The following is a 25,049-nucleotide window of genomic DNA, read 5'->3' on the forward strand; positions in this document are numbered from 1 at the left end:
TTACCGTCCTGTTCCTGCGTGTACTACGGCTTCTTCGTCGCCGCCGAGACCGAAAGCGGCGTGGATAACGCGCACGGCGTCGTCGAGTTCGGTGTCCTTGACCAGCACGGAGATGCGGATCTCGGAGGTCGAGATGAGATCGATGTTGATGTCGGCCTTGGCCAGTGCCTCACAGAACGTGGCCGTGACGCCCGGGTGGCTCCGCATTCCGGCACCGACCAGGGAAACCTTGCCGATGTGGTCGTCGAACAAGATCTGTGTGAAGCCGATGTCTTCCTGACGCTTGGTCAGGATCTCGACGGCGCGGGGGCCGTCGGCGGTCGGCAGCGTGAAGGTGATGTCCGTCTTGTTGGTCTCCACCTTGGAGATGTTCTGCAGCACCATGTCGATGTTGATCTCGGCATCGGAGACAGCGCGGAACACCTTGGCAGCATGTCCCGGTGTGTCCGGCAATCCGACAACGGTGATCTTGGCTTCGCCGCGATCGTGCGCGACTCCGGTGATCAGGGCCTCTTCCACAGGAATGTCCTCCATCGATCCGGACACGATTGTTCCGGGCTTGGTGGTGTATGACGAACGGACGTGCACGGGCACGTTGTAACGACGGGCGTACTCGACGCACCGGAGCATGAGCACCTTGGCACCACACGCTGCGAGTTCGAGCATTTCCTCGAAGGAAACCGTCTCGAGGCGGTGAGCGTCGGGGACGATGCGCGGATCGGCGGAGAAGACGCCGTCGACGTCGGTGTAGATCTCGCAGACGTCAGCGTTGAGTGCAGCTGCCAACGCCACGGCGGTGGTGTCGGAGCCACCGCGTCCGAGCGTCGTGATGTCCTTGCTGTCCTGGCTGACGCCTTGGAATCCGGCGACCAGAACGATCGAGCCTTCGTCGAGGGCGGTGCGAACACGGCCCGGCGTGACGTCGATGATCTTGGCGTTTCCGTGGCTGCCGGTCGTGATGACTCCGGCTTGTGAGCCCGAGAACGAACGAGCTTCGGCGCCGAGGGAGTGAATTGCCATCGCTACCAAGGAGTTGGAGATGCGCTCACCCGAGGTCAGCAGCATGTCCATTTCACGGGCCGGCGGGGAAGGGCACACCTGCTGAGCCAGGTCGAGCAGCTCATCGGTGGTATCGCCCATCGCTGACACCACGACGACGACATCATTGCCGGCCTTCTTGGTCTCGACGATCCGTTCAGCGACTCGTCGGATGCGCTCGGCGGTTGCCACCGAGGATCCGCCGTACTTCTGGACGACGAGAGCCACGCGTTTCTACCTCCAGGTCGAAATTGTTTACAGATACCAGAGGTCGAGCTTACCGAGGTGGTCCTGGGACTTCCCGATGCGTACTGCTGTTCGCCTCAGATCCGCGCGGGATCAGTTGCGAGATCCGCGCTCGCATCAACGTCGCAGAACGCGAACCACCGGCAACGTAACCGACCACCGCGACGGCAACTCCGCAGGCGAGAAGCACGCGGATACTGCTGACCAGGGAAACTGCCAGCGCGTCGTACACCGCCACAGCCGCCTCGGACGACGGTATGTCTGAATTCTGTAAATAGACCCGGCGCACGACGGCCAGCGCCACCAGCAGGGCGATCATCGCCACCGCCGTCGCCAGCCCGACCAGGGACAGCGCGCGCATTCGCCCCGGTGCAACTGCGACGGCCGTAATCGCGCAGGCCACCGACGCCCACGGCAACCAGGCTGCTGCTCGGTCGAGAGTGTTCGAGAAATCCTGGGCCCGCACCAACTCGTCGGATTGCAGGATCTCGAACTGCGGATCGAGCGCCGGGAGGCGATCGATCACGGTGAATCCGCGATCGCGGAGGTTCGTCCTCAGTTCCGTCATGACCGGTTCGAGGGAGACGGTGACCGTTCCGCTGTCGTCGGCCCGAACTATGCCGTCGGCGGCTCGGCCGGTCACCATCGCGGCAAGTTGCGCGTGCGCTCGACGGTTGGCCGCGGTCCAGAGCGTCGCAAACTGGTCGCTCGAGACCAACGACTGAGCGGCCTCACGAACAAGTCTCTCGGCCTGTCTCGTCACCACCTGCGGAAACCCGTCCAACCGCTGCGTCAATTCCTCGGTCAGCCGATCAACGACCGCCGATTGGACAGCGGGGTCGGCAGCCAGCGGGGCAACGGACTCGACATAGCTGTCGGTGTCGTTCACTTGGGTGTGGACGAACAGCGCGAGCACCGAGCCGGCAAAACCGAGACCAGCGAGAACGATCAGCAGTGAACAGACGATCCAGCGGATCGAGCGCATCACGTGTGCTTGGCGCGCGCCGGTCGAATCTTCGCGGTGATGTGGTGAATGCGGTGATCGTCAGCGGGTATCCGGAAGGTCTCGGTAACCCGAACGGTCATCAGGTTGCGCCCGAACAACCCGGCGTCAAGGAGGTAGTCAGCCGTCAGGTCGTCCCCGTCGACCGTCCACTCCACCTCACGAATGTCGCGGATCACGCGATACTGAGGACCTCCGGAAAGGCTGCGCCGCAAATGATTCCCCGAAAATCCGGTCTTCAACCCGACCTCGTGACGTACCGCGTCCGGAGCCAGCGGTACGGAACTGCCATCGTGACTACGGAGCGCGTCGAGGTACGTGCTCGCCACGGCGATTCGGGGATCCATGGACGACAGTCCACCATTTTCGAGGCCGAAACGGCAGCACAATTCGGCGACAAATTGGACATGAGGGCGAACCCCACCGATTTCTCGCGAAATCCAGGAGTAGAGTGCTGTGCATGCAGCGCGCACTCCTTCTTGGTTGCCGCGACGGGGTCTGATCCAGACTGGCCTCCCGCCGCGGGGTTTTTGTGCGCCGGTCGACCAAGCCTTCCGGACTCATGGTCTTGACCAACAGGTCATCAGGCCAGGTCCACAATCCTGGAGATCACACCAATGTCCCCCGCTGACGCATTCACCACCGGCACTCGCACCATTACCCCGCCCACGAAGCCGGCACCTTCCGACCAGCCTGCGTGGAACACGCAGAAGAACTCGTCCATGCCGACGTTCCGCTACCGCCCGTTCGCCGAAGAGGTCGAGACGGTCACGCTGCCCGACCGCACCTGGCCGGACAAGATCATCGACCGAGCACCCCAGTGGTGTGCCGTTGACCTGCGCGACGGCAACCAGGCGCTGATCGATCCGATGAGCCCGGCGCGCAAGCGTCGTATGTTCGATCTCCTGGTCCGTATGGGCTACAAGGAGATCGAGGTCGGATTCCCGTCCGCGAGCCAGACCGACTTCGACTTCGTTCGCGAAATCATCGAAGACGGCGCGATCCCGTCCGACGTCACCATCCAGGTGCTGACGCAGTCGCGTCCTGAACTGATCAAGCGCACATTCGAGGCGTGCGAAGGTGCCGAGAACGCAATCGTGCACTTCTACAACTCCACCTCGATCCTGCAGCGCCGCGTCGTGTTCCGCGCCGACAAGGACACGATCAAGAAGATCGCCACCGACGCCGCCGAACTGGTCCTGGCCGAGTCGAAGAAGTACCCGGACACCAACTGGCGCTGGGAATACTCGCCCGAGTCCTACACCGGCACCGAGCTCGAGTACGCCAAGGAAGTATGTGACGCCGTCACCGAAACCCTGGGTGCGACGCCTGCCAACCCGGTCATCCTGAACCTGCCCGCCACCGTCGAGATGGCGACACCCAACGTGTACGCCGACTCCATCGAGTGGATGCACCGCAACCTGGCCCGCCGCGATTCGGTCATCCTGTCGCTGCACCCCCACAACGACCGCGGCACCGGCGTCGCGGCAGCCGAGCTGGGCTACCAGGCCGGCGCAGACCGCATCGAAGGCTGCCTGTTCGGTAACGGTGAGCGCACCGGCAACGTCTGCCTGGTGACCCTCGCACTGAACATGTTCACGCGCGGCGTCGACCCGCAGATCGATTTCTCGAACATCGACGAGATCCGTCGCACGGTCGAGTACTGCAACCAACTTCCCGTCCACGAGCGTCATCCGTACGGCGGCGACCTGGTCTACACCGCGTTCTCCGGCAGCCACCAGGACGCCATCAACAAGGGCCTCGACGCCATGAAGGTCGACGCCGACAACCAGGACTCGGACGTCGACGACATTCTCTGGCAGGTCCCCTACCTGCCGATCGACCCCAAGGACGTCGGCCGCAGCTACGAGGCCGTCATCCGCGTGAACTCGCAGTCCGGCAAGGGCGGCGTCGCGTACATCATGAAGGCCGATCACGGTCTGGTGCTGCCGCGTCGTCTGCAGGTCGAGTTCTCGCAGTCGGTCCAGAAGATCACCGACGGTGAGGGCGGCGAGGTCTCGCCGAAGGAAATGTGGGACGTCTTCCACGAGGAGTACCTCGCCCCCGTGACCCCGCTCGAGCGGATGAAGCAGAAGGTCACCGCCTCCGAGGAGGACGGCGGCACCGACGCCATCACCGCCATCGTCAAGGTGAACGGCAAGGAGCAGGAGATCTCGGGAACCGGTAACGGCCCGCTCGCTGCCTTCGTCGACGCGCTGGGAAGCATCAACTTCGACGTCCGTGTCCTCGACTACTCCGAGCACGCAATGTCCGCCGGCGACGACGCCCAAGCGGCGGCCTACGTCGAGTGCGCGGTGACGGGCCCGGACGGTCAGAGCACCGTCGTCTGGGGTGTGGGTATCGCCACGTCGATCACGACGGCGTCGCTGCGCGCCGTGGTTTCGGCAGTGAACCGCGCGAGCTGACAGTCACGCAATACGAACCCGGCTCTTGAACAAACCCTGGTCTCACCCGATTTTCGGGTGAGACCAGGGTTGTTTTCACGGCACAGAAGTTCTTCGGTCCGCGTTTTCGCTTCGGCATGACATAGGTCCCGAAAGAGTCGCTTAGCGAAGTTAACAAACAGGATTCACCCATCGAGGATGATGCAGCCGACCTCGGCACGTGAGATAGTCACCTCAGACAAATCCGACTTGTGAAATGGGGCTCGACAATGGATTCCTTTTGGGACTTCCTCTGGCTGATCATCATCAGCTTCGCGTTCATCGCGTACCTGATCCTGCTCTTCTCGATCATCACCGACCTATTCCGTGATCACAAGACTTCCGGCTGGGTAAAGGCAATCTGGATCGTCTTCCTGTTCTTCATTCCGCTGCTCACCTCGCTCGTCTATCTGATCGTCCGAAGCGACGGAATGGCCCAGCGCTCCATGGAGGCTGCTCAGCAGGTCAAGAATGCACAGGACAGCTACATCCGTGAGGTTGCCGGAAAGTCCCCGGCCGAATCCATCGCAGATGCAAAGGCGCTTCTCGACGCCGGCACCATCAGCGAAGAAGAATTCGCAGCGCTGAAGGCCAAGGCCCTCGCCTGATTCAGGCCCTCACTAATCAGTGAGGATTGCACTACCGAAACGGGAGCGACACTAATCGTGTCGCTCCCGTTTCGTATTCATTCACCATCCGCCGTTCATTCACCGACCGCCCGGGCGACGTCGCGAAAAGCGTCGAGAACCACTCCGATAGCCGGGCTGCGGTCGATGTGTAATCGAGTTGCCAATTCATAAACGCGTGCAGCGCGCACGCCTGCCACCGGTTTCCTCGACACTCCAGGATGTGTGATCGCGTAACGCGGCATCAAAGCCACACCGTGGCCCGCCGCCACCAACTCTTCGATAACTCGGAAATCGTTTATCCGATGAGCGACTCGAGGTTGGACCCCGGTGACGGATGCAACGGACAACAGAACGTCGTCGACCGGAAACCCGCCGCGCACGCTGATCCAGTTCTCGTCGGCCAATTGTTCCAACCGGACCGAATCCTGCTCGGCGAGTGGATGATCAGGCCGCAGCACCAGATCAATCGGTTCACGCATCAGCGGTTGCACGCTGACCCGGGGAAACGAGGTCTCGGCGCCGCGTTCGTCACGGTGGGTGAGGATCACGTCGTGATCGGCCAACAGTCCAGGGACGGCCGACGCCGGTTTGTCGACGTCGTGTGCGTCGATGTCCACGTCCGAGTTCTTCAGCGCCGTCAGGACGCCGGGCAGCAGGAGAGCTGCTCCGGAGGGAAAGAACGCGACTCGCACCTTGCCGCGCGGCGAGCCTCGGTACGACGCCATCTCGTCCGCTGCCCGGTCGAGCGCCGCCACCACGTCGTCGGCGCGGAGCACCAGCGCTCGACCAGCGTCGGTGAGGCGCAGCGTGCGCCCGTCCGGTTCGAGGAGCGAGACCCCCGCCTCTCGGCCGAGGATCTTGAGTTGTTGCGAGACGGCGGACGGTGTCATCGAGAGAGCGAGAGCAGTAGCGCCGACGGTTCCTCGGTCGGCGAGCTCACGGAGGATCCGCAAGCGCGTGGCATCCATACGGTGACGAATATCCATGTAGCAAAACTACATGGATATTGCATCTATATTCGCTTGTTCTGATGCTTCGTACGGCTCACGATTAACGTCATGACTCCCCGCGACCGTCTCCTCGGCCTGACCGTGATCGTCTTGTGGGGTCTGAACTTCCTGGCCATTCGCGTCGGCCTGGATCATTTCCCGCCGTTCTTCTTCGCGGCGCTGCGGTTCCTGATCATCGCGATTCCGGTGGTCATCTTCGTGCCGCGTCCGCAGGTACCGCTCCGTTGGTTGCTGCTCTACGGATTCGGTTTCGGATTCGGCCAGTTCGTCTTCCTCTTCTGGGCGATGCATTCGGGGATGCCGACGGGTCTCGCATCACTGGTCCTGCAGTCGTCCGCGCCGTTCACCGTCGTCCTCGGCGCGTTCCTACTCCGCGAGAAGCTCAGCGTCTGGCAGGTCTCCGGGATCGCCGTCGCCGTAGTCGGTATGTCGTTGATCGGCTGGGACCGTTCACACCACGCGGCACTGCTGCCCGTGATCCTCACGCTCCTCGGCGGCCTGTCCTGGGCGTTCGGCAATCTCGGCAGCCGCTTGGCCGCGGCGAACACCGTCGGCGAGCCCGCACCGATGCGCTTGATGCTGTGGATGTGCGTCATCCCGCCGTTGCCGATGCTCGCCCTGTCAGCGGTGGTCGAAGGCCCCACCGTCGGATGGCACGCGCTCGGCACCGCGTTCAGCGCCGACGCCTGGCCGTCACTGGTCGGGCTCGCCTACATCATTCTGCTCGGCACCATCGCCGGATCCGGGCTCTGGACGATGCTCATGGGCCGCTATCCCGCCGGCATGGTGGCGCCGCTCTCCTTGCTGGTACCGGTAGTGGGAATCGGCGCGTCCTGGCTGTTCCTGCACGAGGATCCGAGCCCGTTGTCACTGGTCGGGGCAGTCATCGTGATCGCCGGAGCGAGTGCCGCACAGATGAGGCGCAAGCCCGCGAACACTGTTTTCTCGGACACACCTGCAGCCTCACCACCGGCGCGACTCGGCGTCTGACGATGCCCTGTGCCAAACTCGGGCCGTGGGAACTGGACTATCGATCACAGTGCGCGGAAAGCTCGCCATGCGAGCTGCCGCAGCAGCATCTTGGGCATCGCAGAAGGCCGGTCGCGGCAAGGGTTCGATGATCGGCGGGTTGATCGCCCTCAAGATCGACCCGACGCTCATGACTCAGCTCGGACGCGGCAAGCGCACCGTCGTGGTCACGGGCACCAACGGCAAGTCGACGACCACGCGTATGACCGCCGCAGCGCTCGCGACACTCGGTGACGTCGCCACGCAGGCCGACGGCGCCAACATGGATGCCGGGATCGTGGCCGCTCTGGCCGCGCGTACGGACGCAACGCTGGCAGCACTCGAGGTCGACGAACTGCACGTCCCCCACGTAGCCGACGCCGTGAATCCGGAAGTGATCGTGCTGCTCAATCTCAGCCGCGATCAGCTCGACCGGGTCGGCGAGATCAACATGATCGAGCGGAAGCTCCGCGCGTGCGTCAATGCGCATCCGAACGCGGTGATCGTCGCCAACTGCGACGACGTACTGGTCACCTCCGTGGCATACGACGCCACCAACGTCGTGTGGGTTGCTGCCGGCGGCGGCTGGGCCGGCGATTCCGTCAGCTGCCCGCGCACCGGTGAACCCATCGTGTGGGAGGGAAAGCACTGGCGCAGTACCGGTTCCGACTTCGCGCGGCCCGAGCCGACCTGGTGGCTCGACGACGACAATCTCTACGGCCCCGACGGCCTGAAGATTCCGATGACGTTGACTCTCCCCGGAAAAGCCAACCGCGGTAACGCCGCTCAGGCCGTAGCTGCTGCGGCTGCTTTGGGCGCAGATCCGGTCGGGGCAGTTGCCGCCGCGTCGACGGTCCAGGAAGTCGCCGGCCGCTACAGCACCGTCGAGGTCGGACCGCACTCCGTCCACATGCTGCTCGCGAAGAATCCCGCCGGTTGGCAGGAAGCGCTGTCGATGATCGATCCCACGGTGGACGGACTGGTGATCGCGGTGAACGGTCAGGTGCCGGACGGCGAGGACCTCTCCTGGCTGTGGGACGTGAAGTTCGAACACTTCGAAGGCGTAAAGGTAGTGGCCGCCGGCGAACGCGGAACCGATCTCGCCGTTCGCCTCACTTACGCAGGCGTCGAGCACACCCTCGATCCGGATCCGTTGCGCGCCATCGCTTCCTGCCCTCCCGGACGCGTGGAAGTACTGGCGAACTACACAGCCTTCCGTGACCTCAACACCGCCATCGCGAAGGAATCTCGCAATGTCTGACTCGACAATTCGCATCGGACTGGTTCTCCCCGACGTCATGGGCACCTACGGCGACGGCGGCAATGCCCTGATCCTGCGTCAGCGTCTGCGGATGCGCGGGTACGACGCCGAAATCGTGGACATCACCTTGAGCGATCCGGTCCCCGACTCGCTCGACGTGTACACATTGGGTGGCGCCGAGGATTCCGCTCAGCGACTCGCAACGCGCCATCTCGCGAAATACCCTGGCCTGCAACGCGCCGCCGAGCGTGGCGCACCGGTTCTGGCGATCTGCGCTGCCATTCAGGTGCTCGGCAACTGGTACGAAACCTCCAGCGGCGAACGCGTCGACGGTGTCTCGATGCTCGACGTCACGACCTCTCCGCAGGAGAAGCGTTCCATCGGCGAGGTCATCACGAAGCCCTTGATCGACGGGCTCACAGCACCTCTCTCAGGTTTCGAGAATCACCGCGGCGGAACAACTCTGGGTAGCTCAGCCTCTGGATTCGCACGTGTCACCCATGGTGTCGGAAACGGCGTCGGTGACGGATTCGAAGGCGTCGTGCAGGGTTCGGTGATCGGGACGTACATGCACGGACCCGCCTTGGCCCGGAATCCGGAACTCGCGGACCTCCTGCTCATGCGGGCCTTGGGCGTCAACGAACTCGAACCCCTGCATCTGCCCGAGGTCGACAAGCTCCGCAAGGAGCGGCTCGCGATTCGCTGAGCCTGTCGTCCGTTCGGACGACTGTTGGTGGGCGGCGGCACCTCGTAGCCTCATTCCATGCGTCTTCGTGTGGCGATCTGTATTGCGGCGACTGCGATCATTGCCGTCGGGTGTTCGACGCAGGGCAGTGGCGGGCCCAAAGAAGCAGGTGGGACCCAGGAAGTAGGCGGGCCCCAGCAGGCAAGTGTCACTGCTGATCCGGTTTCAGAGGCGAGCGCAACGGCGCCTAGCATCATCGTCCTGGACGCCTCGGGGTCGATGAAGCAGGACGACGCTCCCGGTCCTCGAATCGATGCCGCCAAGAACGCGATTCACACTCTTGTCAGTGGTCTTCCAGACGACACAGCGCTCGGTCTGATCGCGTACGGCACCGCCACAGGTAGCAGCGACGCCGAGAAGGACGCGGGTTGCCGCGACATCAAGACCGTCGTGCCACTCGGACCGCTCGATCGAAATGCATTCGCAGCGGGAATCGACGGGTTGTCCGCGTCGGGATACACGCCGATCATGGCTGCGCTTCAACAAGCCGCCGCCGCACTCCCGACCGATGGCGAGCGCACGATCATCCTCGTCTCCGACGGAGAGGACACCTGCTCAACCGAACCTCCATGTGAGTCCACGGAAGCGATACCTCACGATCCTGACCTGACTATCCACACAATCGGATTCAAGCTCGACGCCGCTGCGTCCGGCCAGTTGAAGTGCATCGCCGACGCGACCGGGGGCATGGCGATCGACGCCGCCAACGCAGCGCAACTCACCGCACGGCTGGCGGTTGCCTCGAATCCCGAATCCGCACGGGAGCGACTCTCCACCAGCGGCTTCCGTGACCTTCGGATCGGCATGACGGTGGAGGACGCACGGAAAGCGGCCGGCGATCTGGCGTCGGTATCGAAGACCGGAACGGTGGTGGTCGAATGGCAAGACTGCGAATTGAACTTTACCGATGGCGTTCTCGTCGAAATTGCACCCCGGACCGGTGCTGTCACACTGGACGGACTGGCCGTCGGCCAGAAGATGCAGCGCGCCGCCGAACTGTACGGTCCCTTCACTGCCACAACCAATTCCGACGGCGAATCGGTTGCAGTCTTTCCGGCCGACTCCGAAGCAGGAACCGGGTATCGCATCACCTTCACACCCGAAGGCAAGAAAGCGGATGAGGGAACTATCACCCGCATAGTCCTCTGCCGGTGCTTGCCCGCGACTGCGGGATCGTCAGCGGGCGGTACACCCACCGAGATCGTGAATCTTGTTGCCGTCGACGGTTCCGGCAAACCCAAATCCGGTTGGAGTGTCAAGACACCGGCCATGAAGATCAGCGAGTGCTACGGAGCATCTCAGTCGGCCGTCACGCCGGGAGTCATCACCTGCGGAAGCACCACAGACGGGGCGGACGCGTGTTGGGTCGGCCCGGAGCCCGATTCGATTCTCTGCCTGCAATTTCCCTGGGGAACAGAACTGATCACCGCTCGAGGCGTGGACGGCGTCGAGGCCTATCCGCCGCCCGCCGGTCCGACTCCCTTCGGGCTCGAACTCGAGAACGGCCTTCTCTGCCGCGTCCGGCACGGCGGTTCGTGGCCCTCTGCCGAATCCGACCCCCGTCTGGCGGGCGCCTACTCCTGCCGAGGGCAAGGGACGGATACACCCATCGTATGGGCCGAAAGCACCTATCCGATCGATCGTGCCGAAGATCGGTGGACCGTGCTGGTCGGACCGTCGAAGGGACCGCTGGAGACCGTCGCCGTCACCAAGGCGATATTCCTTGCCGCCGAATGAGCGCTCAGACGGTTTCGGATTTCCCCTCGGTCAGAATCAGTTCCACGGCCAACAGCGCGGCGCAGGCCAGTCCCGCGACCAGTTCGGGCACCGCGGTGTAGGTACCACCGAGCACGACGACGATCGCGACCGAGAATGGCATGAGGGTGCGTACCGAGGAGTCATGTAGTCGAATGTGGATGAACCACAGGGCGGCAAGGATGACCGCGACCGGAACGGTGACGGCAGCACCCGTCACCAACGCGCTGCCGTCACCGTGATGAGTCCAGAAGTCGACGCGCGAAGCCAACCCCGCACCGATGGCGGCAGCGGCGGCGAAGATGAAGTAGTGACCGAACCCCCAGACGAAGGGTGAGACGTTGTCACCGCCGATCACTTCGCCTGCATTGCGTTGGAAGTAGAGCCACCACAGGCTGAAGACAATCAGAATGCCGCCGATCACGACGTAGGTAACCTGCGCTGCCGGATGCTCACCGTCGACCGCGTCCTGAATCGCGATGGTTGTCGAGAGGATCGTCTCGCCCAGAACGATGATGAAGAACAACGAGTACCGCTCCGCGATGTGATGCGGGTGCCACGGCGTCATGCCCGGCTTCTCCGACCAGATCGGTACCGCGAATTCGCACAGAACCAACACCAGGAACGTCGGGACGTAAATGGCGGATGGAACGAAGTAGAAACCGATCCAACCGATCTGGACCAACACGATTCCGAGAGCGTATCGACGAGCCGTGAGCGCATGTTCGGGGTCGTTCCGCGACACCCTGAGCCATTGGATGACCAGGGCTATTCGCATGATGACGTAGCCGACGATGATGAGCAGGGCGTCGTCGTTGAAGAAGCGGACGATGCCGGCTGCAAGGACCAGCGATCCGAGGATCTGGAAGATGGTCAGCAGCCGGGCGATTCCGTCGTCGTTGTCGTACGCCGAGGTGAACCACGTGAAGTTCAGCCACGTCCACCAGATCGCGAAGAATGCCATCGCGAAGTGCCCGACGCCCGAAGCCGCGTGCCCTTCGCTGATCGCGTGGTGCAGACCGGTGGCCGCTTGAGCGACCGCCACGACGAAGCAGAGGTCGGTGAGCAGCTCGAGCGGCGTCGCCACCCGATGCGGCTCGTGCGGATCCCGCGGAACCAACGGCCGGATGAACGAACTGGTGCGATTCACGAAGGGCAGAGTAGCGCGATGATTGCCGACGCGCTGCCCGTGACTGCAACCTGTCGTCTCAGATATTCACGCCGACGCCCCGATCTGGGCTCGGATTTCCAACTGATCGGCGAGTTCGGCGCCTATCGCCCCCGCGCTCCCCAAGGTGAAGGCGATCTGCCGTCCCCACAGGAAATAGCGGTGAATCGGATAGTCGACATCCGCTCCGATTCCGCCGTGCAGGTGCTGGGTCGCGTGCACCACACGCAGGCCGCCGCGCGACGCCCACCATTTGGCGACCAGCGCCGCTGCTTCCGCTTCACTCTCGACTCCGCTGTCCATCAGCCAGGCAGCGCGGTGCGTGGTCAACCTTGTGCTCTCGGTGTCGAGGTACGCGTCGGCGGCCCGGACGGCAACTGCCTGGTTGGTCGAGAGTGGACGACCGAATTGCACTCGCTCGGAGGTGTATTTCGCCGTCATCCCCAGCGCTTCCTCGCAGACGCCGGTAGCCAGGGCCGCGAGAGCCACCCGTGCACGCCGCAACGTCCAGTCTCGAACCACCGCGCCGTCTGCGGGAAGTGCGTCAGCTGCAGTAACCGCAACCCCGTCGAACTGCACAGAACTGTTGCTCTCGCGGTTCGTCACCGCAAGCGGTGTACGCACCAGCGCGTCCCGGTCCGTGGGCACGATCATGACGCTGACACTGCCGTCCGGCATCGTCACCGGAACGACCAGCGCGGCCGCGAACTCCGCGGCAGGCACGGAGTCGACGTGGCCTGACAGAACCCAACCGTCAGGCGCCGGCTCGGCGCGAACCGCCGTCTCGGCGTTGTAGCCGGTGTCGAATGTGCCGGTGACGATCACCGAGCCGTCGAGCAGTCCCGGAAGCCACGACGCTTTCTGCTCCGTGCTGCCGAACTCGGAAATCGGCAGCGCCGCCGTGGAAATCACCGACCAGAGCGGCACCTGGGCGACCCGGCGGCCCTGTTGTTCGAGCACCGCGGCCAGGCCGAGCATTCCGAGTCCTGCTCCCCCGACCTCTTCCGGCAGAGCGATTCCCAGAACGTCGGAGTCGGCGAGGAGCTTCCACAGTTCGGCGTCGAAACCGCTGGTGCTCTCCACTTCCCGCAGTCGGTCCACTCCGGACTTCGCCGAGAAGATCGATTCACTCAGATCCCGCACGGCGGACAAGTTGTCGTCGAATTCGAATTCCATGTCAGCTCTTTTCGTTCTGTGCAGCGGGCCGGCGACGCGCAGCAAGCGCCATGCCCAGGCATTTTGCGGCGACAATTTCACGCATCACTTCGTTGGTACCACCACCGAAGGTGTTGTTCTGGGCGCGCCGACCCAGGTTCTCGACCCGCCCTTCCAGTACCGCTCCGGGTGTACCGGGGCGCAGTAAGCCCTTGGCACCCAGCACTTCCTGCAGCATGCCGTACGCACTGACGACGGCTTCGGTACCGAAGATCTTGGCCGCGGCCGAATCCCCGCCGCCCAAGGTGTTGGCGGCGACGTCCGCCACCAGTCGCAGGTTCATCAGGTCGGCGGCGCTGAGCAGCGCGTAGACTTCCGCCAATTTCTCACGTACCCAGCCGATGTCGTAGACGTGGCCGTCACCGGCGGGTTCCGTCTTTGCCCACTCGACCACCTCGGCGAAGAGCTCGTTGGCGATGCCACCGCGTGCTGCCAGGGCAACACGTTCGTGGTTGAGCTGGTTGGTGATGAGCTTCCACCCCTGATTGAGCTCACCGACGACATTGCTGATCGGCACCCGAACATCTTCGTAATAGGTTGCCGAAGTGCTGATTCCGCCCACGGTGTGAATTTCGGTGACCGAGAACCCCGGCGAATTGGTCGGTACCAAGACCACGGAAATGCCCTGATGCGTCGGCGCGTCAGGATCGGTGCGAACGGCAAGCCAGACCCAGTCGGCAAACACACCCGCACTGGTGAAGATCTTGTTGCCGTTGATGACAAGCTCGTCGCCCTCGATGCGGGCGCGTGTTTCGAGTGCCGCGAGATCGGTGCCCGCATTGGGTTCGGTGTAGCCGATGGCAAAGATCAATTCACCCGCCAGGATCGGACGCAGGAAGAAGTCCTTCTGAGCTTGCGTCCCGTGCTTGATCAGAGCGGGTCCGACGGTGTTCAGCGTGACCAGTGACAGCGGCGCATTCGCGCGAATCACTTCGTCGTAGAACACATACAGAGCTTCGGGGTTCTCACCCCGACCGCCGAATTCCTCCGGCCACCCCAAGCCCAGCCAACCGTCTTTACCCATCCGGCGCAGGATGCGATCGAAGACGGGGCCGCCTTCGGTCTGATCCACGAGAGCACGGCGGTCTTCGTCGTTGATGATCTCTGCGAAGTATGCGCGCAATTCCTTGCGCAGAGTCTTCGACTCCTCCGACAAATCCAAGTACATGGTGAAGCTCCTAAGATCTACGAACGCGGCAGGCCGAGTACGCGCTGCGCGATGACGTTGAGTTGGATTTCGACGGTTCCGCCGCCGAACAGAATCGAGGGAAGTCCGATGTGGTCTATCGCGTAATTCGCCGACGGGTCGACAACTGCGGCGCGCGGTCCGAGCAGTCGCAACAGGTCCCGCGAGCCCTCGCGCTGCGCCAGGGCGTTGTACACCTTCGACACGCTGATCTCGGCGCCCGGTTCCTGACCCGCCAGTCGCGCCGACACTCCGCGCAGATTCATCGCGGACAGTGCCAACTCACGAGAGATACTGCGGCCGAGGCCTTCCACTGCATCTTCGCGGGGGCAGTCGTGGCTCGCGTCGGCAATCACCTGACGGAACAACCGACTCGAACCGTGGTGCAGCGTGCTGCCCATGCTCAAGCGTTCGTTGGACAGCGTTGTCGCAGCCAGTTTCCACCCTTGCCCAGGTTCGGCCACCAGGCAGTCGTCCGGGACGAAGACCTCGTCGAGGAATACCTCGTTGAATTCCGACTTGCCGGTGGCTTGCTTCAGCGGACGTACGTCGACGCCCTTCGAGGTCATGTCGACCAGGAAGTACGACAGCCCACGATGTTTCGGAGCGTCCGCGTCGGAACGCGCCAGGCATACTCCCCAATCTGCCTCGTGCGCACCCGAGTTCCACACTTTCTGACCTGACAGGACCCAGCCACCGTCGACCTTGCGCGCTTTCGTGCTCAGACCGGCCAGGTCTGATCCCGCGCCCGGCTCACTGAACAGCTGGCACCAGATGATGTCGGCACGCAGCGAAGGCTCGACGAACCTGTCCTGCTGCTCGGCGTTGCCGTGTTCGAGAATCGTGGGCAGCACCCATTCCCCGATCACCGTGGACGGTTGAGCCCAACCTCGCATCGCGAATTCATGTGCGATGACGGCCTGTTCCCTCGGTCCCGCTCCCAGCCCGTACGGCGCCCGATAGTGCGGGGCAACCAGTTTGGCGTCGGCAAATCGGGCGCGTCGAGCGCTCCCCTTGGCCGGCGCCCAACTCGCGCTGGTGGTTCCGTCGTCAGGCAGCAGCGCAACCTCGTCCAGAACCCTCCGAACCTGCTCTCGTAACTCCGGCAGCATTTCCGGGTCGACAAAGGAGAAATCCCTTTCCGAATCGGCGGACCGGTCTCCCAATGTGTGTGCCCACTTCACCTCGGAACCCGCCACTGCCGCGATACTGATCGCCCGGCGCCAGTACAGATGCGCGTCATGCTCCCAAGTGAATCCGATTCCGCCGAGCAAAGTTACACATTCGAGGGCGTTCTCGATGCCGACGGGCAAAGCGGCCAACGCAGCTTGAGCCGAGACAAGTTTCTGCTGATCCTCGTCGTGCTCTTCGGATCGAGCGGCGTCCCACGCTGCGGCACAGGCAATCTCGGAGCGGACCAACATCATGGCCGCCTTGTGCTGAACTGCCTGGAAGCTTCCGACCGGACGGCCGAACTGCTGCCGGGACTTCACATAGTCGACTGCGGTCCGTAGCGCCCACCCGGCGATACCGCTCGCCTCCGCAGCCAACACCGTGTTGACGATCAGTTCGACTCGGTGCGCCTGGAGGCCGTCGACGATCAGCCCAGCCTCGACCTGGTGATCGGTCAACGTCAGTGTTCCGATCGACCGTGTCAGATCCACCCCGTCTTCGATCACCACCGCAGCGGAAGTCGACGGTTCGAGCCGGAACCACAACTCGCCGTCTTCGCTGTTCGCCCGCACGAGAACGACATCAGCTCCGGGCAGACCTAGAGCTGGGTCGGCAGAACCGCTCACTGTCCACCCAGCGTCGCTGCGAGCCGCGCGCAATCTCGTTCCGGTGCAGACTGCTCCGGTTGCACCGGCGGCCAATTCGGTCAGCATTGTTTCCGCAGCCGGGCCCGCAGCTGTTGCGAGAATGCCGCTCGCGATGACCGTCGGAACGTACGGTCCCGGATAGAGCGCATCACCCAATTGCTCGACTACCACTGCAAGTTCGGCAAGACCCGCCCCGTCACCGCCGTACTGCTCCGGCAGGTGCACTGCGTGCAGGCCCTGACGGACCAACCCATCCCACGAGTCCGGCCGATCACCGGCGGCGTACCTCTTGACGTTGCTCCGGGTATCGGCGATTCCACCGAAGCGGTTCGCGAATGCGGCTACCGCTTCCGCCAGGTCACGGTGATCTTCGAGCAGGGGTAGTGCCATGGCAGGTTCCTCAATCTTCGGTTCTTGTCAGATGCATTCGAGAATCAGGCAGGTGGTTGCGGCGGACGCGCAGATCGCGATCAGTGCGATAGACTTGTTCCGGCGTTCCAGTTCGTCGATGACATTGGCCAACAGTCTGATTCCGGTTGCACCGGCCGGGTGGCCCAGTGCGATTGCACCACCGTTGACGTTCAGCAATTCGGGATCGACGCCGTGAACCTGCGCGAACGACATCGGTACCGAAGCAAATGCCTCGTTGACCTCGAACAGATCGATGTCGTCGATTGTCAGCCCGGTGCGTCCGAGCACGATGTTTGCCGCGTCGACGGGACCGTCGAGCATGAACTCGGTGTCACCGCCGATGACGCACTGCGCCAGTATCTTTGCGCGCGGCCGCACGCCGAGGCCCTTGGCTCGATCCTCGGACATCAGCAGAGCGGCACTCGCACCGTCCGAGACCTGCGAAGACGTTCCAGCGGTGTGCAATCCGCCCTCTTGAACGGTGCGCAGCTTCGCGAGCCCTTCGAGACTCGATTCGCGCAGACCCTGATCCCGATGAACCGGAACGTCAGAGCCCGGAGCGACCACATCGATGATGTGCGAGTCGAAGCGTCCTGCCTCCCACGCCGCCGCCGCCCGCTGCTGCGAGCGCAGCCCGAAGGCGTCGAGATCCTCGCGGCTGAAACCGCGTTTGACAGCAATCCGATCGGCCGCGGTGTACTGGTCGACGGTATCGAGTGACCACGACTCCGGACGCGGCGTTCCCAGACCGGTACCCACCTTGTACGTCAACGGAGCGCGGGACATCAACTCGACACCGCACGCCACACCCACGTCGACTGCACCGATGGCAATCTGCCCGGCGATCAACTGCACCGATTGCTGCGCTGTGCCGCACTGCGCGTCGATCGTGGTGCAACCCGCTTTCAACGGAAGGCCCGCATGCATCCAGGACGTACGCACGATGTTTCCGAACTGCTCACCGAGAGGCGTCACGCAGCCGCCGATGACCTGGTCGACCGCGTCAGGATCCACGCCAACCCGATCCAGCACACCTTTCTGCGCATAACCCAACAGTTCCGCCGCGTGGACTCCGGACAGCCAACCCTCACGCTTGCCGAACGGCGTTCGTGCTGCGTCCACGATGACGGGCTTCATGCCAACTCCTCGGTTCGTAGTGCCGGGTTCTCCGGTAATGCTGCGCCGTCCAGACCGCGTACGGTCAGGGACCACTCGTCGATCAGGTCCAAGCTGACGCTCGAGCGCGCGGTGAACTCGGTGTCGCAATCACACAGCGCTGTGACCGCTTCCACCATTTCTTCCATAGATTCGACCTGATCCGGCCGGATAGTCTCACCGACCAGGACTCTGGCGCCCTCACTGAGCACCGCTGCCCGCGGTTGAACCGTGTTGACGCGAACCCCCTGGCCGTAGAGTTCCACGCCCATGCCGTTGCTCATCCTGTTGAGCGCTGCTTTGGAGGCGCCGTACACGGTCATGGCAGTTCCCGGTTCGACCCACGTGAACGGCGGGCCATGCCACGGTTTGACGGTGCCACTGGACACGTTCACGATCCAGCCGTATCCGTTTGCCACCATCCCCGGCACCACGGCTTGCATCAGATCGAGCGGTGCATGGACATTTGCCTCGAACATCAAACGTCGTCGCCGCAGTGGGTAATCCGACAGCGGCTGATAGATCGCCGCTGCCGCGTTGTTCACCAGGATGTCGATCGTCCCGCCAAGCTTCTCGATCGCCAGCGGCACAACGGTGTCGCGCTGCTGCTCGTCCGTCAGATCTGCGACAACTATCTCGACTTTGGTTCCGTACTTGGCAATTCGAGCCGCAGTCTCTTCGAGACTGCCCGGCAGGGTTGCATGCGTGCCGAGCGTCCGAGCCACGAGGGCGACGTCGGCACCCTCAGCGGCCAGTCGCTCTGCGACGCCCGCACCGATTCCGCGACTGGAACCGGTGACAAGCGCTCGGCGGCCGTCAAAGCGCCTCGTCATGCTATTTGAACTTCGAGGCGAAGCGATTGATGCTCTCCGCGATCCGGGCAACTTCGTCTTCATGCAGGCCGTGACTCATGCCGAGTGTCATTCCTCGGGCGAAAACCGCGTCGGCTTCCGGCAATCCTTCGACCGGCTGACGGAACTCGATGTTGTTCATCATCGGGTGACGAGTGACGTTGCCGCTCCACACAGTTCGTGTGTCGATACCGTCGGCCTCGATGGCTTCCTGCAGGTCGCTGCGCGTGAAGGGGGCGTTCTCGTTGATCATCACCGGGTAACACAGCCACGCCGTATCGAGACCGTCGAGTTCTACCGGCGTCGTGAAGAATTCAGGATGGGCGCCGTATGCCGCCGTGAAGGCCGCAAACGTTGCCTTACGCGTCTTGTAGTTCTCTTCCAGCTTGTCGAGCTGCACGACGCCGTAGGCTGCGCCGAGTTCGGAGGGCTCGAAGTTCCATGACATGAGCTCGAAGATGAAGTCGTTGTCGTAGTCGACGCCGTCGAGTTCTTCACGGAAGACTCGGCCGGATTTGTTGCTACCGAACAGGTTCGGCTCGCTGCGACGGCCCCAGCGGCGAAGCAGCAAAGCCTTGTCGCGGCTGGCTTCGTCGTCGACGCACACCATTCCACCGGTTCCCGCGCACGTGATGATGTGTGCCATCGAGAAACTGGTGACGACGATGTCCGCCCGGGAGCCGGTGGGAGTACCGCGGAGCGTGGCGCCGATCGCGTCACACGAATCCTCGATCACCTTGAGTCCATGGCGATCAGCGATATCACGAATGACGTCCCAGTCCGGGCAGTTGCCGGCGAGGTTCGGCATCAGGATGGCACCGGTCTTTTCGGTGACCATTGCCTCGATCTTGGTGACGTCGACGTTGAACGTGTTGGGTTCCACGTCCACGAACACCGGCACCAGACCGGCACGCACGATCGGTGCGATATCGGTGGAGAACGTCAACGGCGACGTGATGATCTCGCTTCCCGCAGGCAGTCCGAGCAGCTCGACTGCCAAGTACAAACCCGAGGATCCCGAGTTGCACATGACGCCGAACTTCTTGCCTGCCAAGGCCGCGATACGTTCTTCCATCTCGAAGACGTTCTTGCCGATGCGCAATCCTTGATGCCCGCTGCGCAAGACGTCGACAACCGCCTGTATTTCTTCCTCGCCGTGTGTAGCCCTGGCGTAGGTGATCCGCTCACTCATCTGGTTCCTGCTTTCTCGAATTGGCGGCAGATTCAGCGATCTGCCGAGAGGACGAGCGCACTGTGTGGGACGGGAGAGCCGCCGGTCACGAGCACGTTGTCCAGAGTTTTGGTGGGTTGATTGGTGGAGGTACCGCGGATCAGGCGAACACCTTCGGCAATACCGTTGACGCCGTGGATGTATCCCTCACCGAGTTGACCGCCATGGGTGTTGATCGGCAGGCGACCGTCCAGCTCGAGATTGCCGTCGGCGATGAAGTCTTTTGCCTCGCCTCGACCGCAGAATCCGTACTCCTCGAGTTGAAGCAGAACCATCGGGGTGAAGGCGTCGTAGAGAATTGCGGCATCGATGTCGTCCGGGCCGATACCGGCCTGGTCCCACAGTTGGCGCGCCACGAGTTCGACTTCCGGCATGCTGTCGATGTCGTCGCGGTAGTAGCTGCTCATCGAAATCTGTTGTGGACCTACGCCTTGCGCAGCACCGCTGATGATCGCAGGTTTGTGCGGCAGGTCGCGGGCGCGCTCCGCGCTGACGATGACCAGCGCCTGTCCACCGTCACTTTCCTGGCAGCAGTCGAGCAGGCGGATGGGGTCGGCGATCATGCGTGAGTTCTGATGGTCCTCGATGGTGATCGGGCGTTCGTAGAACCAGGCCTTGGGGTTGTTCGCGGCATGCTTGCGTGAGAGAACCGAGATCTGACCGAAGTCGGCGCTGGTTGCCCCGTACTTGTGCATGTAGAGCTTGGCGAGGAAGGCTTCCTGCTGCGCCGGCGTCAGAAGCCCGTACGGGTTGATCCAGTTCCGATACTCCTGGTCCGTCGACGCGTTGTACGCAAAGGGTGGTGGCCCGGCGCCGAATCGGTGACCTGATCTTTCGTTGAAGGCACGGTAGACGACCACGACGTCGGCGACACCACTGGCGACGGCAAGCGCGGCTTGTTGAACCGGTGCGCAGGCGCCGCCGCCGCCGTGGGGAATACGACTGAAGAACGTCAGTTCCGGGATCCCGAGAGCGCGTGCGACCGCAATCTCGGGATTGTTCTCCATGGTGAACAGTGCAAATCCGTTCACCTCTTCTGCCTCGATGTGAGCGTCGTCGAGCGCGGCGATCACGGATTCGCACGCCAACTGCCATTCACTGCGGCCGGAGTTCTTGGAGAACTCGGTGGCGCCGATCCCGGCGATGGCGGCTTGCCTCGAAAATCCTCGTGTCATGCGATTACCCTTTCCGCCGGTTCGAGAGTCACGTCGGCTGTCACGTGCGTTCCGCGAGCGTTCTTGCCGAGAACCGTCACGGTGAGCGCCCGGCCGTCGGAGTCGATCACCTTGCCGGTCAATGTCATGGTGTCTCCGGGAAAGTTCGGAACACCAAGCCGTAGTGATGTTTTGACGATTCGCGATCCCGGGCCTGACCAGTCGGTGATGTAGCGGTCGATGAGCCCGTTGGTGGTGTTGATGCTCATGAAGATGTCGGGAGTTCCGCGATCCTGCGCCTTGCCCGGATCGTGATGCACGTCCTCGAAATCCTGAGAAGCGATCGCCGTGGCGACGATGAGCGTTCGGTCCAACGGCAGTTCGAGGCTGGGAAGGGCCGAACCTACCTCGTAATCAAAAAGATTCGTCATTGCGCCGATCCCCGTCGCCTCAGTTGCGGCAGCATCTCCCCGTGGGCGTGCTCGGAGAACGCCACTTCGAGTTCCATACCGAATTCGAGTTCCTCGTGATCGATGCCCGCGATGTCGGCAACCAGACGCGTCCCTTCTTCGAGATCGACGAGTCCGACGGCGAGCGGGTACTCGAAGGCAGGATCCTTCGGGTGATGAATGACCGTGAAGCTGTGCAACGTGCATCGCCGCGTGGATTCGACTGTGTCCCAACTGAACGAGCGGCATTCCGGGCAGGCGGGCGCTGGCGGGTGGCGCAGTGTCTTGCAATCCGCACACCGTTGGATCTCGAGGCGACCCTCTTTGGCCGCGGAGAAGAAGAAATCGTTGTCGTCGGTGACGGTGAGTCTCGGCACCGCGGTGTGGCGGGAGCCAGTCTCGCTCATGCGATTACCTCCTGGGCTTCGGGCTTGGTATCTGTCTGGGTATCTGGTTTGAATCTGAGCAGTCGAAAGCGCTCTTCGACCAGCGTCTTTCCGTCCTGGTCCACGTACTTCTTGAACAGAGTGATGAAGCACCCGTGACCGAGAGCCGTCTGTTTGAACGGTGAGATCGCTTCGATGGTGAAATATGCGGTGACGTGGTCTCCGGGACTCAACTCCGCGAAATACTCCTGCTCGACGTTGGTCGCGACTACGGACGTGTAGCCGGCCTCGTCCAACAGCCCGAGTAGTCGTGAATAGGCGAAATCCTCGGAGGCTCCGTCGGCGCGAAGTTGTTGGACCTGCCGATAGCGGCGGTAGCCCGCCATCACCCAGGTCGAGATCATGGCGGGTGGGCAGACGACGTCTCGACGGCCAGTGCTGCGAGCAGCGTCGGCGTCGACGTAGATCGAGTTGCGGTCGTCGTGTGCCTCGACCCAGTTGCGGATCATCGCCTCGTTGACGGCGTAGCGGGCGACGCGGGGTGGTTCGGCCTCTGCGCCGATGAAATTCGGAAACTGCGTCTGCAGGCTCTGCACTGAAATCCTCCGTGAACGAAAGTTGAGCAAGCGCTTGATTTTGAAGCTAGCATAGGAATCCGGAAGTGGAAACACGCGATCTCACCGACGAATTGGTTCGAGCCGGAGCCATCAGGCAGGATTGCGCTACGTTCGACGCCGGCAGCCCGGCACCCGCGAAACCCTGCCCTGAGCAGGACCGACAACCAGTGGAGATTTCAGTGGCATCACCAGATCGTCGGGAGAAGATCCTGGAGAGCTCAGCCGAGCTGTTCGCCAGGAAGGGTGTCGCCACCACGACCGTTCGCGAGATCGGCGACGCTGCTGGAGTGTTCTCGGGCAGCCTTTACCACTACTTCAAGTCGAAGAATGCGATAGTCGCCGAGCTCATGCGCGGCTTCATCACCGACATTCAACTCCGCTTCGATCAGGTGGAGAAGACGGCGAACGACCCCGAGGACGTCCTACGCGGCCTGATCCGCGAGACCCTGGTCGTCATCGAACTGCACCCGCACCCGACGGCGATCTACCAGAACGATCGGGCGTATCTACGCGACAACGACCTCCTGCAATCCGTCGACGGTCCTTCCCGCCAAGTCCGCGAGCACTGGATGAAAGCGATCGCCGAAGGCGTCGATCAGGGAATCTTCCGCAGAGACGTGGCCCCCGAGATTTTCTATCGATCGGTTCGCGACACCCTGTGGTCGACCACGCATTGGCCGGACCGCCAGAAGTACACCACCGAAGAGTTCGCGGATCTGATGATCACACTCTTCCTCTCGGGATTCAGGGTCGCCTGACGAGATCCGGCAGGTCCAGATGTTTCGGGGTTCGCCCCTGCGGCAACAGGATCGACACCGCGAATACGACCACCGCGCAGCCCGCGCACACCAGGTAGGCGACGGAGAATCCGGTCCACGACGTGGAATGTTCCGAACCGCTGATCACGAACGCGGCGAGGATCGTTGCCACCGTCGCGCTGCAGATCGTGCTTCCGGACGTCCGCAGAAGTGAGTTCACCCCGTTGGCTGCAGCCAGTCGCTGACGGGGCACGGCAACCAGAATCAGCAGCGAGAGCGTGCTGTAGACGATGGCGGTCCCGACTGCTGTGATACCCAGTGCTGCAACCACTCCCCACAGCGGCTTACCGGCAACGGCGTGAATCCCGTACCCGCCGGCGAGGAACACGGCACCGGTCAACATCGCGGTCCGTGAACCGAAGCGGTCGGTGATCCGCACCGCAACCGGTGAGAACAGCACCATCGCGATACTCGCCGGAATTTGGCAGAGCGCTGCTGCGATGATCGACAGGCCGTACCCGGCGCCCGGCCCCTTCATCCCCTGCAGCAGTTGTGTAGTGATCAGTGTGTTCCCGAAAAATGCGAACCCGACGAGCAGAGCCGCCAGATGCGGGATCAACACCGCACGTTTCACGAGAGCGCGGACGTCGACCAGCGGATTGACGTTGCGCCGCTGTTGAATTACCCAGAGCGTGAACAGCACCGCCGACGCGGCCAGCATGGAGATCACCGCTCCGCTGGTCCATCCCCAACTCGACCCCTGAGTGATCGGCACGAGCAGAGCGATCATCGCGGCGCTCAGACCGACAGCCCCGACGCCGTCGAATCTTCCCGACGGATTCGGCTCGGACTCTCGAATGAACAGCACCGCAGCAAGCGTCACGGACAGCCCGATGGCGGTGGTTACCCAGAACAGGACGTGCCAGTTCGAGTACTGCGCGATCATCGCAGAAAACGGTATGCCCAAAGCGGTTCCGACGCCGAGCGTCGAACTCATCATGGCCACTGCGCCGTTGACCTTGTTGCGTGGCAATTCGTCACGGAGCATGGAGATTCCGATGGGGATGACCGCCGATCCAGCTCCCTGCAACGCTCTCGCAAAGATGAGGACAGCGATGTCCGACGACAGCGCACACAACATCGAGCCGAGAGTCATCATCGAGAAGGCAACCAGAAGCATCTTCTTCTTGCCGAACATGTCGGCGAGCCGGCCGAAGATGGGAGTGACGACGGCGCCGACCAGCAGCGTGACGGTCACCAGCCAGGACACCGCCGTACGTCCAGCGCCGGTGAAGTGCGGCAACTCCGGCAGCAGTGGAACGATGACCGTCTGCAGAACAGCCTGGAACACGGCGGCGGCGACAACGATGGGGAAGAGAAAGCGGGAGCGCGGCTGCGCGGGACTCGCGTCGGGGGTGGTGGCTGCAGGCGTGCCCGGCGGACGGTCGAGCGTCGTCACCCCACACCGCCTGTTCCCACTAGGTAAATATCCGTTCACCTACATTAGGT

The 25,049-nt window shown here is 62.9% G+C and carries 23 protein-coding genes; 7 read left to right on the forward strand and 16 right to left on the reverse strand.

What is annotated here, in order from left to right:
• From H351_RS00990 to H351_RS01000, 3 genes are read right to left on the reverse strand one after another with little or no spacing between them, the layout of a single operon-like run.
• The gene (locus tag H351_RS00990) at nt 1-1,266 is read right to left on the reverse strand and encodes an aspartate kinase (protein WP_019746567.1); all 1,266 of its coding nucleotides are present in this window, start codon (nt 1,264-1,266) and stop codon (nt 1-3) included.
• Nucleotides 1,267-1,315: 49 nt separating this feature from the next.
• Nucleotides 1,316-2,269: a hypothetical protein gene (locus H351_RS00995; protein ID WP_019746566.1), complete on the reverse strand. Its 954-nt coding sequence runs from the start codon at nt 2,267-2,269 to the stop codon at nt 1,316-1,318.
• Nucleotides 2,269-2,634, reverse strand: a complete 366-nt coding sequence (locus tag H351_RS01000; protein ID WP_003943492.1) for a DUF8021 domain-containing protein — start codon at nt 2,632-2,634, stop codon at nt 2,269-2,271. The genes H351_RS00995 and H351_RS01000 overlap by 1 nt, the downstream gene beginning before the upstream one ends.
• 270 nt (nt 2,635-2,904) lie before the next feature.
• Here H351_RS01000 and leuA point away from each other — a divergent pair, with 270 nt between their 5' ends.
• The gene (gene leuA / locus H351_RS01005; protein ID WP_019746565.1) at nt 2,905-4,713 is read left to right on the forward strand and encodes a 2-isopropylmalate synthase; all 1,809 of its coding nucleotides are present in this window, start codon (nt 2,905-2,907) and stop codon (nt 4,711-4,713) included.
• Nucleotides 4,714-4,961: 248 nt separating this feature from the next.
• On the forward strand, nt 4,962-5,339 hold the full coding sequence (locus H351_RS01010) for a PLDc N-terminal domain-containing protein (protein WP_020968226.1): 378 nt from the start codon (nt 4,962-4,964) through the stop codon (nt 5,337-5,339).
• A 95-nt stretch (nt 5,340-5,434) separates the two neighbouring features.
• On the opposite strand, the gene H351_RS01015 is transcribed toward H351_RS01010, so the two are convergent.
• Nucleotides 5,435-6,328: a LysR family transcriptional regulator gene (locus H351_RS01015; protein WP_020905920.1), complete on the reverse strand. Its 894-nt coding sequence runs from the start codon at nt 6,326-6,328 to the stop codon at nt 5,435-5,437.
• A gap of 90 nt (nt 6,329-6,418) precedes the next feature.
• Between H351_RS01015 and H351_RS01020 the strand changes: the two genes are divergently transcribed.
• From H351_RS01020 to H351_RS01035, 4 genes are read left to right on the forward strand one after another with little or no spacing between them, the layout of a single operon-like run.
• Complete coding sequence (locus H351_RS01020) at nt 6,419-7,360, forward strand: EamA family transporter (RefSeq protein ID WP_019746562.1); 942 nt, start codon at nt 6,419-6,421, stop codon at nt 7,358-7,360.
• A 25-nt stretch (nt 7,361-7,385) separates the two neighbouring features.
• Complete coding sequence (locus tag H351_RS01025; protein ID WP_021332917.1) at nt 7,386-8,639, forward strand: Mur ligase family protein; 1,254 nt, start codon at nt 7,386-7,388, stop codon at nt 8,637-8,639.
• Entirely contained in the window at nt 8,632-9,345 is a 714-nt protein-coding gene (locus H351_RS01030) for a type 1 glutamine amidotransferase (protein ID WP_019746560.1), read from the forward strand. The genes H351_RS01025 and H351_RS01030 overlap by 8 nt, the downstream gene beginning before the upstream one ends.
• A 57-nt stretch (nt 9,346-9,402) precedes the next feature.
• The gene (locus H351_RS01035) at nt 9,403-11,121 is read left to right on the forward strand and encodes a vWA domain-containing protein (RefSeq protein ID WP_051636444.1); all 1,719 of its coding nucleotides are present in this window, start codon (nt 9,403-9,405) and stop codon (nt 11,119-11,121) included.
• A 4-nt stretch (nt 11,122-11,125) separates the two neighbouring features.
• Here the strand turns inward: H351_RS01035 and H351_RS01040 are convergent, their stop codons facing one another.
• From H351_RS01040 to H351_RS01090, 11 genes are all read right to left on the reverse strand, one after another.
• Nucleotides 11,126-12,289, reverse strand: a complete 1,164-nt coding sequence (locus H351_RS01040) for a low temperature requirement protein A (RefSeq protein ID WP_029254303.1) — start codon at nt 12,287-12,289, stop codon at nt 11,126-11,128.
• A gap of 66 nt (nt 12,290-12,355) precedes the next feature.
• Complete coding sequence (locus H351_RS01045; RefSeq protein WP_029254302.1) at nt 12,356-13,483, reverse strand: acyl-CoA dehydrogenase family protein; 1,128 nt, start codon at nt 13,481-13,483, stop codon at nt 12,356-12,358.
• Between the two features lies 1 nt (nt 13,484).
• Entirely contained in the window at nt 13,485-14,690 is a 1,206-nt protein-coding gene (locus tag H351_RS01050) for an acyl-CoA dehydrogenase family protein (RefSeq protein WP_020905915.1), read from the reverse strand.
• Nucleotides 14,691-14,707: 17 nt separating this feature from the next.
• Nucleotides 14,708-16,918 (reverse strand): acyl-CoA dehydrogenase family protein, encoded by a 2,211-nt coding sequence (locus H351_RS01055; protein WP_029254301.1) that lies wholly within the window; start codon nt 16,916-16,918, stop codon nt 14,708-14,710.
• A 27-nt stretch (nt 16,919-16,945) separates the two neighbouring features.
• Complete coding sequence (locus H351_RS01060) at nt 16,946-18,076, reverse strand: steroid 3-ketoacyl-CoA thiolase (RefSeq protein ID WP_029254300.1); 1,131 nt, start codon at nt 18,074-18,076, stop codon at nt 16,946-16,948.
• Entirely contained in the window at nt 18,073-18,927 is an 855-nt protein-coding gene (locus H351_RS01065) for an SDR family NAD(P)-dependent oxidoreductase (protein ID WP_020905912.1), read from the reverse strand. The genes H351_RS01060 and H351_RS01065 overlap by 4 nt, the downstream gene beginning before the upstream one ends.
• Before the next feature lies 1 nt (nt 18,928).
• On the reverse strand, nt 18,929-20,137 hold the full coding sequence (locus H351_RS01070) for a DegT/DnrJ/EryC1/StrS family aminotransferase (protein WP_029254299.1): 1,209 nt from the start codon (nt 20,135-20,137) through the stop codon (nt 18,929-18,931).
• 32 nt (nt 20,138-20,169) lie between these two features.
• Nucleotides 20,170-21,351, reverse strand: a complete 1,182-nt coding sequence (locus H351_RS01075) for a lipid-transfer protein (protein ID WP_029254298.1) — start codon at nt 21,349-21,351, stop codon at nt 20,170-20,172.
• A complete protein-coding gene (locus H351_RS01080; protein WP_021332909.1) occupies nt 21,348-21,761 on the reverse strand; it encodes a hotdog family protein in 414 nt (137 codons plus the stop codon). The genes H351_RS01075 and H351_RS01080 overlap by 4 nt, the downstream gene beginning before the upstream one ends.
• Nucleotides 21,758-22,186 carry a Zn-ribbon domain-containing OB-fold protein gene (locus H351_RS01085; RefSeq protein WP_003943933.1) on the reverse strand — a complete coding sequence of 143 codons (429 nt, stop codon included), beginning with the start codon at nt 22,184-22,186 and terminating at the stop codon, nt 21,758-21,760. Before H351_RS01085 ends, H351_RS01080 begins: the two co-directional genes overlap by 4 nt.
• Nucleotides 22,183-22,761 carry an FAS1-like dehydratase domain-containing protein gene (locus H351_RS01090; protein ID WP_029254297.1) on the reverse strand — a complete coding sequence of 193 codons (579 nt, stop codon included), beginning with the start codon at nt 22,759-22,761 and terminating at the stop codon, nt 22,183-22,185. Before H351_RS01090 ends, H351_RS01085 begins: the two co-directional genes overlap by 4 nt.
• 65 nt (nt 22,762-22,826) lie before the next feature.
• On the opposite strand from H351_RS01090, the gene H351_RS01095 reads away from it, so the two are divergent.
• Nucleotides 22,827-23,540 (forward strand): TetR/AcrR family transcriptional regulator, encoded by a 714-nt coding sequence (locus tag H351_RS01095; protein ID WP_182262141.1) that lies wholly within the window; start codon nt 22,827-22,829, stop codon nt 23,538-23,540.
• On the opposite strand, the gene H351_RS01100 is transcribed toward H351_RS01095, so the two are convergent.
• Entirely contained in the window at nt 23,527-24,999 is a 1,473-nt protein-coding gene (locus H351_RS01100) for an MFS transporter (RefSeq protein ID WP_029254295.1), read from the reverse strand. The two genes, H351_RS01095 and H351_RS01100, sit on opposite strands and share 14 nt — an antisense overlap.
• Between the last annotated feature and the right edge of the window lie 50 nt (nt 25,000-25,049).

It is taken from the genome of Rhodococcus erythropolis R138 (assembly GCF_000696675.2).
Lineage (GTDB): Bacteria > Actinomycetota > Actinomycetes > Mycobacteriales > Mycobacteriaceae > Rhodococcus_F > Rhodococcus_F erythropolis.

Bases quoted from the DNA above. Each gene is read 5' to 3' on its own strand.
- H351_RS01015 (WP_020905920.1), bottom strand. From the start codon at position 6,328: ATGGATGCCACGCGCTTGCGGATCCTCCGTGAGCTCGCCGACCGAGGA.
- H351_RS01060 (WP_029254300.1), bottom strand. From the start codon at position 18,076: ATGAAGCCCGTCATCGTGGACGCAGCACGAACGCCGTTCGGCAAGCGT.
- H351_RS01030 (WP_019746560.1), top strand. From the start codon at position 8,632: ATGTCTGACTCGACAATTCGCATCGGACTGGTTCTCCCCGACGTCATG.
- H351_RS01085 (WP_003943933.1), bottom strand. From the start codon at position 22,186: ATGAGCGAGACTGGCTCCCGCCACACCGCGGTGCCGAGACTCACCGTC.
- H351_RS01010 (WP_020968226.1), top strand. From the start codon at position 4,962: ATGGATTCCTTTTGGGACTTCCTCTGGCTGATCATCATCAGCTTCGCG.
- H351_RS01070 (WP_029254299.1), bottom strand. From the start codon at position 20,137: ATGAGTGAGCGGATCACCTACGCCAGGGCTACACACGGCGAGGAAGAA.
- H351_RS01065 (WP_020905912.1), bottom strand. From the start codon at position 18,927: ATGACGAGGCGCTTTGACGGCCGCCGAGCGCTTGTCACCGGTTCCAGT.
- H351_RS01075 (WP_029254298.1), bottom strand. From the start codon at position 21,351: ATGACACGAGGATTTTCGAGGCAAGCCGCCATCGCCGGGATCGGCGCC.
- H351_RS01080 (WP_021332909.1), bottom strand. From the start codon at position 21,761: ATGACGAATCTTTTTGATTACGAGGTAGGTTCGGCCCTTCCCAGCCTC.
- H351_RS01045 (WP_029254302.1), bottom strand. From the start codon at position 13,483: ATGGAATTCGAATTCGACGACAACTTGTCCGCCGTGCGGGATCTGAGT.
- H351_RS01035 (WP_051636444.1), top strand. From the start codon at position 9,403: ATGCGTCTTCGTGTGGCGATCTGTATTGCGGCGACTGCGATCATTGCC.
- leuA (WP_019746565.1), top strand. From the start codon at position 2,905: ATGTCCCCCGCTGACGCATTCACCACCGGCACTCGCACCATTACCCCG.
- H351_RS01020 (WP_019746562.1), top strand. From the start codon at position 6,419: ATGACTCCCCGCGACCGTCTCCTCGGCCTGACCGTGATCGTCTTGTGG.
- H351_RS00995 (WP_019746566.1), bottom strand. From the start codon at position 2,269: ATGCGCTCGATCCGCTGGATCGTCTGTTCACTGCTGATCGTTCTCGCT.
- H351_RS01050 (WP_020905915.1), bottom strand. From the start codon at position 14,690: ATGTACTTGGATTTGTCGGAGGAGTCGAAGACTCTGCGCAAGGAATTG.
- H351_RS01000 (WP_003943492.1), bottom strand. From the start codon at position 2,634: ATGGATCCCCGAATCGCCGTGGCGAGCACGTACCTCGACGCGCTCCGT.
- H351_RS01055 (WP_029254301.1), bottom strand. From the start codon at position 16,918: ATGGCACTACCCCTGCTCGAAGATCACCGTGACCTGGCGGAAGCGGTA.